Source organism: Gemmatimonas sp., assembly GCF_046594945.1.
Classification (GTDB): Bacteria; Gemmatimonadota; Gemmatimonadetes; order Gemmatimonadales; family Gemmatimonadaceae; genus Gemmatimonas.
Window position 1 is genome coordinate 26,715 of the sequence record NZ_JBKJRB010000077.1, and the last position, 13,288, is coordinate 40,002.

The window sequence follows — 13,288 nt, forward strand, 5'->3', positions numbered from 1 at the left end:
CGTCGGTTCGCATGACTTGGCGAACCGACGACGTTGGCATCTGGTGGAACCCGAGAGTCAGCCGATTAATTCGCGATGGCGGCGATTGCGATCGGGCCGAGCGTGCCAGCGGTGGCCGTGGCCGTCTGCTGACCAGTCTGTGGACCGAGCGTCCAGCGCACCGTGACTTCCCCGAGTGCATTGGTCACCGCCGACTGGGGGGAAATGCTTCCGCCTCCACTCGTGATCGCCAATCCGATCGTCTGGCCCGGAATCGGGACGTTGAATCCACCTGTCACCCGCAGCACGATCTGCACGGTCAGCGCGCCACTTGCCTTGCCCGTCTGGTTGTTGCCCTGCGCAATGACCAGATCGCTGGGCAGGATGCCGTTGGCGCTCAGAGTGACCGGATCGACACCGGGGGCCGTCCCCGTCATCGTCTGTACTTGCGCTCCCGGGCCCAACGTCCAGCGCGCCTTGACCTCGCCGTTTGCATCGCTGACCACCGTGCCGGGATCCACCGAGCCACCGCCGGCAAGCACGTTGAAGCTCACCGGAATCTTTCCAATGGGCGCGCCATCGGTGCCTATCACCCGAAGCACGACGGGCGTGGGAAGGAGGGTGCCCGCGGCAGCGGTCTGCAGATGTCCCTGCACGATCGTCAGCTGCGCCGCAGCCGGTGCCTCCACAGTTTTTGTACAACCGGGGAACGCCAGAAGCGTCGGGACGGCCGTGAATAGCACGGCAAGCAGATGTGTGGGTCGGGCGGAACGCATGGCCTCGTCGGTCGGGGTACTCCTCTCCGTCTACCAGTATCGGCCGCTCGGCTCACGAAGTTGAACACGACCTTCCCGACCATTCGGTCGAGCGCCGGATCGTTCCGTGACCTAGATTGGTGATCTCATGACCGTAACTCCATTGCACGCCCCGCGACCGCTCCGTTCGACCGACGCCGAGTCGCCAAACGGGGTTCGCTGGCCCACCGGACTGGGGCCCGATATTCCGCCGGCACGGAATCCCGGCACGGCCCTCGACCTCGCGCTCGTGCGGGCCACCAAGGTGAACCGCAGCGCCGTCGAACGCCGCTGTGCTTCGCTCGCTGGCCGACGCACCGTGAAGAAGGAGTGGCAGGCCGCGTGGCTATTACGCGCGATGACCTGCATGGACCTGACCACCCTGGCGGGCGACGACACCCCCGGCAATGTGCAGCGGCTGTGTGCCAAGGCCCGACACCCGCTTCGCCGCGATATCATCGACGCGCTCGGCGTGCGCGACCTGGGACTGACGGTCGGAGCGGTGTGCGTCTATCACCAGTATGTCGCAACGGCGGTCGAGGCGCTGCGGGGGTCAGGTGTGCCGGTCGCCGCGGTCTCCACCGGCTTCCCGGCCGGCCTGTCGCCGTTCGAACAGCGTGTCGCGGAGATCCATGCGTCGGTGGCCGCGGGCGCCACGGAAATCGATATCGTAATCACTCGCGCGCACGTCCTCACGGGGAACTGGCAGGCCCTCTACGACGAAGTGCGCGCCTTCCGCAACGCCTGCGGCGAGGCCCACCTCAAGACGATACTCGGCGTCGGTGAACTCGCGACGCTCACGAATGTCGCACGGGCCAGTCAGGTGGCCATGATGGCCGGTTCGGATTTTATCAAAACCAGCACCGGCAAGGAAGCCAGCAACGCCACGCTGCCCGTGGGGCTAGTCATGACGCGCATGATCCGGGACTTCGGATCGCGCACCGGCTTCGAGGTAGGGTTCAAGCCCGCGGGCGGTATTCGTACGGCGAAGCAGGCGCTCGATTGGCTGATCCTCATGAAGGAAGAACTCGGTGACCGCTGGCTTCGGCCGCACCTGTTCCGCTTCGGCGCGAGTGGTCTGCTCACCGATGTCGAACGGCAGCTCGAACATTTCGTGACGGGTCGCTACGCGGCGGCTCATCGCCAACCCATGGTGTGATCCGCATGGCTACCACAACGACACCAACGGGCGGCACCGTCCGCGACATCTTCGAGACCATGAGTTACGGTCCGGCACCGGAAAGCGACGCGATGGTTCGCGCCTGGCTCAACGGTCATGGCCGCGTATTCGGCCACTACATCGGTGGAGTCTTCACCAGTCCAGCCGCTGGTGAGTCTTTCGAGGTGCAGGACCCGTCCACGGGCGTACCGCTCGCCCGCGTCGCGCAGGGGAGCACGCAGGACGTCGATGCCGCGGTCGCGGCGGCACGTGCCGCCTTGCCCGGCTGGCAGGGGCTCGACGATCACACCCGTGCCCGCTGGTTGTACGCGATTGCCCGCGGCATTCAGAAGCATGCGCGTCACTTCGCCGTGCTCGAATCGCTGGACAACGGCAAGCCGATTCGCGAAACGCGCGATATCGATATTCCGCTGGTCGCGCGACACTTCTCGTATCACGCTGGCTGGGCACAACTGCTCTCGGCCGAGTTTCCCGGGCAGCACGCGTATGGAGTGGTCGGGCAGATCATTCCGTGGAACTTCCCGCTGCTGATGCTGGCGTGGAAAGTCGCGCCCGCGCTGGCCGCCGGAAACACGGTGGTGCTCAAACCCGCCGAGTTTACGCCACTCACGGCACTGCGCTTCGCGGAGCTGGTGCACGAAATCGGCCTACCGCCGGGCGTGTTCAACCTCGTGACCGGAGATGGACGCACGGGCGCCGCGATGGTCGATCATTCTGACGTCGACAAGATCGCGTTCACCGGAAGCACCGAGGTCGGTCGCGCCATTCGCGTCGCCACTGCGGGATCGGGCAAGGGGCTCTCGCTCGAACTCGGCGGCAAGAGTCCGTTCGTCGTGTTCGAAGACGCCGACCTCGATAGCGTGGTGGAGGGCGTGGTCGATGCGATCTGGTTCAATCAAGGGCAGGTGTGCTGCGCGGGTTCGCGTCTCCTCGTGCAGGAAGGCGTGGCCGATCAGCTCATCGCGAAGCTGCGCGATCGCATGGAACGGCTGCGTATCGGATCGCCGCTCGACAAGACCGTCGACATGGGTGCCATCGTTGCTCCGGTGCAGCTCGATCGCATCCGGCAGCTGTGTGCGCTGGGCATCGAAGAAGGCGCGACCTGCTGGCAGCCCTCGTGGGCGACGCCCGCTGAAGGCTCGTTTCATCCGCCCACGCTCTTCACGAACGTCGCCCCGTCGGCCACGATCGCGCAGGTAGAGATCTTCGGTCCCGTGCTGGTCAGCATGACGTTCCGCACGCCGGAAGAAGCGGTCGCGCTCGCGAACAACACCCCGTTCGGCCTCGCGGCCAGCGTGTGGAGCGAGAATATCAATCTCGCCCTCGATATCGCACCCAAGCTCAAGTGCGGCGTGGTGTGGATCAACAGCACGAACCTGTTCGACGCGGCCGCAGGATTCGGCGGATACCGCGAGTCGGGGTTCGGACGCGAGGGCGGACGCGAGGGGCTCAGCGAGTATCTCAAGCCGGTGCGCTCGCACGAAAGCGCTCCGCCTCCGCTCAACGCGAGCACCATGCCGCACGCGCCATCCGAAAGCGACGATGCCGCTGACGCTGCACTGACATCGTCGATGCTCCCCACCATCGACCGGACGCCGAAGCTGTTCATCGGCGGCAAGCAGACCCGCAGCGATTCCGGCTACTCGCGTGGCATCGTCGGGGCCAACGGCCGCCTGGTGGGAGAAGTGGGAGATGGCAACCGCAAGGATGTGCGCAACGCGGTAGAGGCGGCGCACGCCGGCGCGGGCTGGTCCAAGCTCACCGGACATCAGCGGTCGCAAATCCTGTTCTACATCGCAGAAAATCTGTCAGCGCGGAAGCGGGAGTTTGCCGAGCGACTGTCCGAGATGACGGGAGCCGCCGCCAGCGACGCCACGCGCGAAGTCGAGGCGTCGATCTCTCGGTTGTTCACCTACGGGGCGTGGGCGGACAAGCACGATGGCGCAGTTCATGATGTGCCATTGCGTGGCGTCGCCTTGGCGATGCACGAGCCCATCGGGGTCGTGGGCGTGGCCTGTCCCGACCCGTATCCATTGCTCGGATTGGTGTCCCTCGTCGCCCCGTTGCTGGCCACCGGCAATCGCGTGGTGGCCGTGCCGTCCGGGCGTTATCCGCTCTCGGCGACCGATTTTTACAGCGTACTCGAAACGTCAGATGTACCGGCCGGCGTGGTCAACATCGTGACCGGCCGGCGTGACTCGCTTGCCCAAGTGCTCGCCGAGCATGACGACGTCGATGCCATGTGGTACGTGGGTTCGCGGGAGGGTGCGACCGCTGTTGAGAAAGCGTCGGCCGCGAACCTGAAGCGCACATGGACCGAATGGGACGGGCGCGAATGGCTGGATCCGCGGGTTGGCGAAGGCCGTGAGTTCCTGCGGCGCGCAGTACAGGTCAAGAACATCTGGATTCCGTACGGCGAATAACGCCCTCTGTCAGGCGAGAGCGCGCACATCACCGCGCTCCGCTGACGCCGCGGCGACGCCACGACGTAGTGTGTGGTTCATGCAACTCAACTCAAATATCATGATCCAACTCCCCGACTCCCCCGACGCTTTTCGCGACGCGGCGTGGGGCGACATCCTGCCGTATTACGAACAGCTGGCCACGATCGCCCTCGACGACACGACACCCGTCGTCGAAGCATGGCTCAGCACGTGGTCACGACTCGACACGCTGGTCAGTGAAGCCGGTACGCTCGCCATGATCGCCTACACCGGCAACACCGCCGATTCGGCGGCCGAGACGGCCTACCTCCGTTTCTCGATGGAGATCTTCCCGAAATTGGAAGAACAGGGGGTCCGTCTCGCGAAGCGACTGCTGCAGCTCGACTGGTCGCGCGCCGATCTCGAGACCACGCTTCGGCGGTTCCGAACCGACATCGACATTTTCCGCGAAGCGAACGTCGCCCGCTTCTCGCAGATCGAGGAATTGTCCGCTGGCTACCAGAAGATTACCGGTGGGCTGAGCGTGGACTGGGATGGCACCCCGAAAACGATTCCGCAGTTGCAACCGTATCTCAAGTCCGCCGATCGCACCGAGCGCGAACGCGCGTTCCGGCTCGGCGCTGAGGCGTACATGGTCAAGCGCGACGAGTTTGCCGACTTGTTCGACAGCATGTACACGCTACGCGATGCCGTAGCCAAGGAAGCTGGCTTCCCCGACTATCAGCGATATTGCTTCGCCGCCAAGCATCGGTTCGACTACACGCCGGAAGACACGGCGCGGTTTCACGAGGCGGTGAAGCACACGGTCACGCCCGCCGTGGCGCGCCTCATGCAGCATCGCCGGGAGTCGCTCGGCGTCGATGTGTTGCGCCCGTGGGACGTCACCGTCGATCTCAACGCCGACGAACCGCTCAAGCCGTTCGCCGACGTGGACACATTCATCGATCGCGCCAAGAACATTTTTCAGCGCGTCGACCCAGCGCTGGGCACCCAGTTCGGCATTATGGCCGACGAGCAGTTGCTCGATCTCGAGAGCCGCCCCGGCAAGGCGCCCGGTGGATACTGCACCGACCTCTCGTTTCGCGGCCGTCCGTTCATTTTTATGAATGCCGTCGGGGTGCCCGACGATGTGCAGACGCTGGTGCACGAAGCGGGACATTGCTTCCACGACTTTGCCACGCACGCATTGCCGTTCACTTGGCAGCGACGCACGGGGCATGAGGCCGCAGAGCTGGCGTCGATGAGCATGGAACTGTTGGCCATGCCGTACTTCGTGGCGCCCGATGGGTACTACACGCCCGACCAAGCGCGCGTGGCGTGGCTCGAGCACCTCGAGGATGTGTTGGGAAGCCTCGTGCACATCGCCAGTGTCGACGCGTTTCAGGCATGGATCTACACCGATCCCGCCGGCGCCGATCGCGACGCGCGCGATGCGAAGTGGCTCGAGCTCCGTAACGAGTTCGAGGCCGGAGTGGACTGGACGGGGCTCGAACCTGAACGTGTCGGTCGCTGGTATCGTCAGCTTCATATCTTTGAGCTCCCGTTCTACTACATCGAGTACGGACTCGCTCAGTTGGGTGCGTTGCAGGTGTTCCGGAACGCCGTGGCCGACGCCGGTGATGCCGTGGCCGCGTACAAGCGCTTCCTCAAGCTTGGCGGCACGCGCCCGCTGCCGGAGCTCTATGCCGAAGCCGGCGTAAAGCTCGTGTTCGATGCGGAGACCATGGCCGAGCTGGTCGCGTTTGCCGAGGAACGGATTGCCGCATTGCGTGCCGGTGCGGACGCGCCGTTTCGTGGGGTGGTGCCAGTTTGACCTGACCGGCCGCACGAAACTTTTGTGCTCCGGAGTCGTATCTGAGACATGACCTCATCTCTCGGAGCTTCAATGCGATTCGCACGATACGCCGGCGTGGCGGCACTGGTCCTCAGCGCAGCGTCGGCGCGCGCCGAAGCGCAGTTGCCTACGGTTCAGCAGGTGTTCGACAATTTCGCCACGGCCGTCGGAGGCCGCGACGCGTGGTCGAAAGTGCAGGGGCGCAGTGACAAGGGCACGGCGGATATCACCTTCGCCGGTATCTCGGGAACGTACGAGCGCCACAGCGGCGCGCCCAACAAAATGCGTATGATCATCGACCTTGGCATGGCCAAGGTGGATCAGGGCTTCGATGGCACGATGGGTTGGGCGGTGCAGCCCACCGGACAGGCCTCGCGCATGCCTGCCGAGCAGGAGAAGTCGCTCGGCGAGTCAATCCAGGTCGGGGCAGCGTTTCTCGATGTGAGTCGGTTCGCGAAGGCCTCGGTCGACGCCAAGGAAGCCTTTGACGGCGTGGAGTGCTACAAGCTCTCGATCACTTCGAAACTGGGCGAAGAGCGCACGGAGTATTTCGAAGTCGCGACCGGTCTTCGCCGTGGCGCCGTCACGAAAACGCCGATGGGCCCACAGAAGTCGATGTTTCGCGAGTACAAAGCGTTCGAGGGCAAGCAGATCCCGACCAAAATCGTGCAGTCCACGCCGCAGGGCGACGTGATTCTCACGACGGCCGAAGTGTCGTTCACCCTGCCCGATCCGTCCCTCTTCAAAGCACCGGACGGGATTGCGAAGTAACGCGACCCAGCACACGTCCCGCCAGCGCAATACCGCTCAGCCACGCGCGCTCCACCGACTGATTCTGGCGCCGCGTGGCGATGGCCGCTCCCCAGTCGCCGCAGGCGCCGAGTCCGCGAGTCTCGTCGAACAGGCACGAGTCGTCGAGACCCGTCTGCACGCGCGCATAGCGCCAGCGATGCGCTACGGCGTGCACGATGTTGTCGGCAATCTGCAGCCGCGCCCGTAGCGCCTCGGCAACCAGCGCCGCGACCACGGCCGGCTCCTCCTCCACGTGTTCGGCGCTCCAGTGCCCTGCGCTGTGCACGACCCACGCTTCGTCGCTGTGTCGGCCCGGACGAGCGGATTGGCGCCACGCCCGATGCACGAGCGGCGAGTCCGTGCGCAGCGCACCGGCAATGAGCGAGTCACCGACGACTGTCGGCGGCGGTCCGTCGAACACGATCATGCTGCTCCAGCACGGGAGCATCGCGACCTCGGCCAACCGCATCCCAAACGCCACGGGTTCTTCGAGCGTGCTGAGCAGTACCGAAGCCTGTGGCGCCGGCGTGGCCAGCAACACGATGTCTGAGTGCAGCTGCAGGCCGTCGCGGTCTGCGACGGCCCAGCCGAAGCCTGCACGGGATCCCGCCGGGGCCATAGACGACACGTGCACCCCAGTCTTCACGGTGAGATCCCGCGCCAGATGCTTGGCCAACGCATTCATGCCGCTGGCGCCGATGAACTCGCCGCCGTTCACGTCACGCAGCACCCCATCGTGACGCCACGACTCGGTGAGGCGTGCCAAGCGCGGATCGGCAAGACGGAACCACGGTGCGCCATGGTCGAATTGCCACTCGCCTTCGCGCCGCGTGCTCATGCGCCCGCCCACACCACGGCTCTTCTCGAGCACGGTCACCGCAATGCCGTGATCGTGCAACGTGCGCGCGCAGGCCAGCCCGGAGATGCCCGCGCCGATGACCGTGACACGGGGTGACAGGCCAACTGCCCGGCTCACATGCGCCCGATATGCCGGGAAGTTCATGCGTTGCCGGTGCTCGTCGGATCGCCGCGGTCGAACGGTCCCAAGCACCCCGACTTCTGGCGTGAACGGCCGGTCGAACTGTCCGAGACACCAGAGGAGACCGCCGTAGCTCGCTGGATCGCGCCCATCCAAGGCGTAACGATGGTTTAAATCGATGAGACGTTCCAGCGCGTCGGCGGCGCTAGGTGACCACATGGGAATCGCCTTGCCCCACGTCATGCGCACGTTGTTGTGCAGCTCGCCATGCACGCGGAGCGACTGTTGCGCGGCGTCCCAAAGCTCATCGCCGGTGCCGCTCCGTGCGAGCGTCTCCCACGAGTGCACCGTGCGCGCATCCGACTCGTGCCGCGCAAGTGCGTCGCGTGCCCAGAACGGAATTGCCTCGAGCGTGTCGGGCGCATCGTGCCAATAGCAGAACGCATACGCCAGCTCGCGCCACACGAGTAGTTCGTCGAGGAACTTATCGGCTCCGTCGCCTCCGCGTGTCGCACATTCCCGCACAATGCGGAACGTCGACACCATGCCGTAGTGGAAGTACGCCGACATCCGACTTACGCCATCGATACTCGGGTCGTTGCGCTTGGCGGCGTAGCGATCGAGTCGACCCGTGCTCACGAACTCGCGCCATCGCAGATAGCCAGCTTCCGTGCCGCCCGGCGTATGCGGGACCGGCGCCACGCTATGGTCGATTTCACAAAGCGCGACCATTGCAGCGATGTCGGCGTCGGCCAATCGCCGCGGTTCAAACGGCAGCGCATCCGGTACGAACGGTGGGGTGTGCGTGGCAACGTCGATCCAGTCGACGGCGACCCGCGCCGCCCGCAACGTCGCTGTCGCCTCCCGAAATGCGAAGGCGCGCGTGTGCACTTTCCCAACCATTGGCATCGGTACCACACAGGCGGTATCCACACTCCACACGGGGCACGTTACCGCCTCGGCCAGCGCGTCCGTCAGCCTGTCCAGCGGCGCGACGGGCAGGGTCTCGGTCACGACTAGCGCGGCTCGGGCGGCCAGCGTACGAAGCACAGGACCGCGGTACCCCGGGCGTTCGAGATGAAACGCGTAGCCGATGCCGCGCGCGGCGCACTCCGCCTCGACGTCGCGGGCGCCTTCCAGAATAAACGTGTGGTGTCGGTCCGATGCGAAAGGGTACGTCTCCGACAGCGCGTGGTACACGAACACGGGAAGCCCAAGTCGCTGGCCGGCCGTGAGCGCGACGTCGAGCGCGGGATTCTCATGTGCGCGTACCGCGGTGCGCATCCAGTAGATCACGAAGGCGCCGCCGTCGGGGATTGCGGCGAAAGCCGAGTGGTCGGTAATCCGCTCGGCGAGTTGGCTGGGAAAAGAATCGGGTCGGAGCACGCTATGTAACGCGCTCCGACCCTCTCTTGTGCCAACAGTACCGGTTTACGTCTTCTTGGCGTGCGGCGGCTCAGGCGGCGATTCTGGCCCGATTCCATCCGGATCAAAATGCTTCTGATCCGTCAGCAACCTGGCGAATGACCACGCGGTCAGACCAAGCACGAACGTCCAACTGACTGCCATGAAAGCGATGGCTCCACCAGACATCAGACCTCCGAGCGGTTAGTGGAAATCTCGACGAAGCCCTTCCGATCGTCATAGCCATTTCGCTTCCATGCCGTGCGGATGAAAAACAGGAAGACGATGACGAAGAGCACCAGAATACCACGCGAGATCGTGATGAATGGCATGTCGGTCTCCGACACCGGCGTCGCACTGCCAGCCGAGCGCTGATTCAGCAGGATAGGAATCGCCTCGTCTTTACCCCACCACGTGAGAATGATCAGCAAGTACAGTGGCGTCACGTACGTCATGATGAACTTGAAGATCTTCGGGATCTGGATGTCCGCGCCCATGTGGATCGACTTCCACGCATTCTCGGGCTTGAAGATCCACACGAAGATGATGACCTCGGTGATTGCCACGAGCACCAAGCCAAACGTACCCACCCAATAGTCCCATTCGTCCAGGAAGCCATGGCCCAGCCAAGCCACGTGCATCAGACCGAGCGTAAAGCAGATGGCACCGAACGACCACGCCACCGTTTCACGCTTCCATCCGAACTCCTCGCGGAAGAACGCCGTGATCGGGGTGAGCATCGACACCGACGACGTGATACCAGCGAAGAACAACAGTCCGAACCACATCACGCCAAGGAGGTTGCCGATCGGCAGTGTCTTGTCGATCTGCTGGAACACCACCGGCATCGTGGCAAAACCAAGGTCGAACGAACCACCCTGCGCAATCTGCATCGCGCCGGCTACGCCGAAGAACGTCACGGCCGCCGGGATCGCAATGGACCCGCCGAGCACGACTTCCGCCGTTTCATTGGTCGCGGCGGTCGCGATGCCGCTCAGCGCGATATCATCTTTCGTGGACAGGTATGACGCGTACGCCTGCAACGAGCCCATGCCGACCGACAGTGTGAAGAAGATCTGTCCGGCCGCGGCCAGCCAGATACCCGGCGAGCCGAGTCGCGAGAAGTCTGGCGCGTAGATGAACTGGAGTCCCTGCGCCGGCGTGGCCCCGACGCCGGGCTGTGCCGGCATCGTCAACACGACACCCGCCAGCACGATCGCAAACAGAAATAGGATCGGCATACCGATCTTGGCCAACTTCTCGATGCCTCCGGAGATGCCCTTCGACAATATGTAAATGTTGATCAGCATCGTGACCGCGAAGAACGCATACGGTGTGTACGACGCGTGCACCGGCGTGCTGCCTGCCGGCGTGAGCCCCTGGAACGAGCGCAGATAGCCGATCATCCCTTCTTGAGTCGTCAGTCCCCAGTAGTCCTTCGTCGCCGAGAAGATCGCGAAGGCCAGGGTCCAGCTTTCGATGTACGTGTAGTAGATCATGACGCCGAGCGGCACGACCATGCCCACCACACCGACGTACTTCGCCGCCGGATGCTTCCACAGCGCCGCGAACATGCCCGGCAGGTGACCCTTGCGGTACCGTCCGCCATTGCGCCCGACGCCCCACTCGATCCACATGAGCGGTATACCAAGCAGCAGAAGGGCAATGAAGTACGCAATCATGTACGAGCCGCCACCATTGGCGGCAGCCTGACGCGGGAAGCGTAGGAAGTTGCCGAGACCGACCGCATTACCCGCCATGGCGAGAATGAGACCGATTCGACTACCCCAAGCTTCGTTCGAGCCGGTGTTGGACGAGGACAAGCGTGCTCCGATTGGTGGGAAAGGGAGACGGACAGCGGGTAGGCGGTTCGGGCCGCCCTGCGCGGAGCGTAACCTTCCGGTCTGGACCCGCTGATGTCCAGAGCTACGACGCGATTGCCCCGCTCAACGACGAACGACAACCCCGTTCTTCATGACGAACCGGACGGCGCGGAGCGCGCGGATGTTTTGGCTCGGGTCACCGGTAACCGCGACCACATCGGCCAGCAGGCCAGGCGCAATCCGTCCAAATTCGTTCTCGCGGTGCATGATGCGGGCGTTGACACTCGTCGCGGCCTGGAGCGCGGCGATCGGTGACATGCCGTATTCGACCATAAGCTCAAGCTCGAGTGCATTTGTACCGTGCGTGAACACGCCCACGTCGCTGCCGTTGCAGATCGTCACGCCCGACGCCAATGCGGCCTTGAACATCGCCTTCTTTTGTACGATGCCCGCTGGATCAGGGTCGACACCCTTCTTCCACCCGCGATAGCGGGTCGTGCTTTCGGTGGCCGAGAGCGTCGGGCAGAACGCCACATTGTGCTGCTTCATCAGCGAGAACACCTCGGGGGTTGCCATGTCGCCATGCTCGATGTCTTCCACGCCGGCCATGATCGCGCGGGTCATGCCTTCCACGGTGCTGGCGTGTGCCACCACCGGACGTCCGCTCGACATCGACGTTCGCACGATGGCTGCCCATTCTTCCGGGGTGAAGGTGGGACGTGCTTCCCCACGCGGCCCCCAACGGTAGTCGGCGTAGATCTTGATCCAGTCGGCGCCATGCCCGATCTGATCGCGCACCACGCGCGTCACCCCGTCGACGCCATCGGCTTCTTCCGCCCCCTGAGGTACGCCGATCTCCGCCCCAAATCCCTTCGGACCATAGGAACCGGTCGCCACGATCGCCTTCGTCGTCACGAATAAGCGTGGACCCGGAATGATCCCTTGGTCCACCGCTTCCTTGAGGCCCACGTCGGCGTAGTCGGCGCCCTCGGTGCCGAGATCACGCAACACGGTAAAGCCCGCGTCCAGCGTGGCCTTCAGATGATTCACCGCCCGCGCCGTGCGCAGTGCCAGCGATTCACGCAGCACCTGATCGTTCCACGGCGTCTCGTCGTACGGATGCAGCAACACGTGACTGTGGAGGTCGCTCATCCCGGGCAGTAGTGTGGTGCCGGGCAAGGAAATTCGCTCGGCATCCGGCGGCACGGTCATGTTCGCCGCCGGCCCGACGGCCGAGATCCGCGCACCTCTCACCAGCACCACCCACCCGCGCTGTAGGCCATTGCTCACGCCATCGAACACCGCGTCGGGAACCAGCAGGATCGGCTTCGAAGCGGAGGGTAGGGCCGTGGGCGGTTGTGCCGAGGCGGCGCGAGCAAGCGACACGCACGCGCCAATTGCCGTCGCGAGCGTCAGCGCGCCACGAGTGGCGCGATTCGTATAAAACATCAGGAGGTCCGGACGGTGGCGTATTCGCCAGTGGAAAGTGCAGCAGGGACGAGTCCGGACACACCACCGGACACCACGAACGCCATCGCGTCTGCGCTCGCCACATCGAGCGCGCGCACGCGGGTCGCCAGCACGAGATGCAACTGGCCGGAAAAATTGTAAGAGTGCGGACAATACACCGCCACGTACTCGGACATGCCGAGATGGGCGAGCGACTCCTGTGTCACGAACCCGACCAGCCGCACGCCGCCGTCTGGCCCGAGGTCAACTGACACCGGCTTGTCGAAACGACGCTTTTCACCCACGAAGGCATTAAGCAGGTCCTTGGTGGAACCGTAGAGCAGGCGGACAAACGGGAGCCGCCCCATCAGCCTCTCCAGCAGGTTCACGGCCGATCGCGTAAGCAGGTTGGATCCGAGGAACCCCACCACGGTGATCAACACCAGCGTCGCCACGAATCCAGCGCCGGGTATGGGCAAGCCCAGCCAGCCGTCGACATTTTTGAACACCAGCCAACACACCCACACCGTGACGACCAGTGGGGCCAGTAGTACGAGTCCGCGCGCAAAGTAGCCGAGCAACCGTCTCATCGAATTCCTCACGCGGTCGA

At 64.3% G+C, this 13,288-nt stretch carries 9 protein-coding genes; 4 read left to right on the forward strand and 5 right to left on the reverse strand.

Annotated elements, in window-relative coordinates; all coding sequences use genetic code 11:
• Positions 1 to 65 precede the first annotated feature (65 nt).
• Positions 66 to 755 carry a hypothetical protein gene (locus ACLL97_RS08865; protein ID WP_411280113.1) on the reverse strand — a complete coding sequence of 230 codons (690 nt, stop codon included), beginning with the start codon at positions 753 to 755 and terminating at the stop codon, positions 66 to 68.
• A 127-nt stretch (positions 756 to 882) separates the two neighbouring features.
• Between ACLL97_RS08865 and deoC the strand changes: the two genes are divergently transcribed.
• The 4 genes from deoC to ACLL97_RS08885 all read left to right on the forward strand — a co-directional run bounded on the left by deoC (position 883) and on the right by ACLL97_RS08885 (position 7,002).
• The gene (gene deoC, locus ACLL97_RS08870; protein WP_411280114.1) at positions 883 to 1,932 is read left to right on the forward strand and encodes a deoxyribose-phosphate aldolase; all 1,050 of its coding nucleotides are present in this window, start codon (positions 883 to 885) and stop codon (positions 1,930 to 1,932) included.
• 5 nt (positions 1,933 to 1,937) lie between these two features.
• On the forward strand, positions 1,938 to 4,376 hold the full coding sequence (locus ACLL97_RS08875) for an aldehyde dehydrogenase family protein (protein WP_411280115.1): 2,439 nt from the start codon (positions 1,938 to 1,940) through the stop codon (positions 4,374 to 4,376).
• A gap of 79 nt (positions 4,377 to 4,455) precedes the next feature.
• Positions 4,456 to 6,210, forward strand: coding sequence for a M3 family oligoendopeptidase (locus ACLL97_RS08880; protein ID WP_411280116.1), 1,755 nt, complete (start codon positions 4,456 to 4,458; stop codon positions 6,208 to 6,210).
• Positions 6,211 to 6,282: 72 nt separating this feature from the next.
• Positions 6,283 to 7,002 (forward strand): hypothetical protein, encoded by a 720-nt coding sequence (locus tag ACLL97_RS08885; protein ID WP_411280117.1) that lies wholly within the window; start codon positions 6,283 to 6,285, stop codon positions 7,000 to 7,002.
• Here the strand turns inward: ACLL97_RS08885 and ACLL97_RS08890 are convergent.
• From ACLL97_RS08890 to ACLL97_RS08905, 4 genes are all read right to left on the reverse strand, one after another.
• Positions 6,974 to 9,388, reverse strand: coding sequence for an FAD-dependent oxidoreductase (locus ACLL97_RS08890; RefSeq protein WP_411280118.1), 2,415 nt, complete (start codon positions 9,386 to 9,388; stop codon positions 6,974 to 6,976). The two genes, ACLL97_RS08885 and ACLL97_RS08890, sit on opposite strands and share 29 nt — an antisense overlap.
• A 206-nt stretch (positions 9,389 to 9,594) precedes the next feature.
• Positions 9,595 to 11,229 (reverse strand): sodium-dependent transporter, encoded by a 1,635-nt coding sequence (locus tag ACLL97_RS08895; RefSeq protein ID WP_411280119.1) that lies wholly within the window; start codon positions 11,227 to 11,229, stop codon positions 9,595 to 9,597.
• A 123-nt stretch (positions 11,230 to 11,352) separates the two neighbouring features.
• On the reverse strand, positions 11,353 to 12,678 hold the full coding sequence (locus tag ACLL97_RS08900; protein WP_411280120.1) for an amidohydrolase family protein: 1,326 nt from the start codon (positions 12,676 to 12,678) through the stop codon (positions 11,353 to 11,355).
• Entirely contained in the window at positions 12,678 to 13,268 is a 591-nt protein-coding gene (locus ACLL97_RS08905) for a DUF502 domain-containing protein (protein WP_411280121.1), read from the reverse strand. Before ACLL97_RS08905 ends, ACLL97_RS08900 begins: the two co-directional genes overlap by 1 nt.
• Positions 13,269 to 13,288 lie beyond the last annotated feature (20 nt).

Bases quoted from the DNA above. Each gene is read 5' to 3' on its own strand.
- ACLL97_RS08880 (WP_411280116.1), top strand. From the start codon at position 4,456: ATGCAACTCAACTCAAATATCATGATCCAACTCCCCGACTCCCCCGAC.
- ACLL97_RS08905 (WP_411280121.1), bottom strand. From the start codon at position 13,268: ATGAGACGGTTGCTCGGCTACTTTGCGCGCGGACTCGTACTACTGGCC.
- ACLL97_RS08875 (WP_411280115.1), top strand. From the start codon at position 1,938: ATGGCTACCACAACGACACCAACGGGCGGCACCGTCCGCGACATCTTC.
- deoC (WP_411280114.1), top strand. From the start codon at position 883: ATGACCGTAACTCCATTGCACGCCCCGCGACCGCTCCGTTCGACCGAC.
- ACLL97_RS08885 (WP_411280117.1), top strand. From the start codon at position 6,283: ATGCGATTCGCACGATACGCCGGCGTGGCGGCACTGGTCCTCAGCGCA.
- ACLL97_RS08900 (WP_411280120.1), bottom strand. From the start codon at position 12,678: ATGTTTTATACGAATCGCGCCACTCGTGGCGCGCTGACGCTCGCGACG.
- ACLL97_RS08865 (WP_411280113.1), bottom strand. From the start codon at position 755: ATGCGTTCCGCCCGACCCACACATCTGCTTGCCGTGCTATTCACGGCC.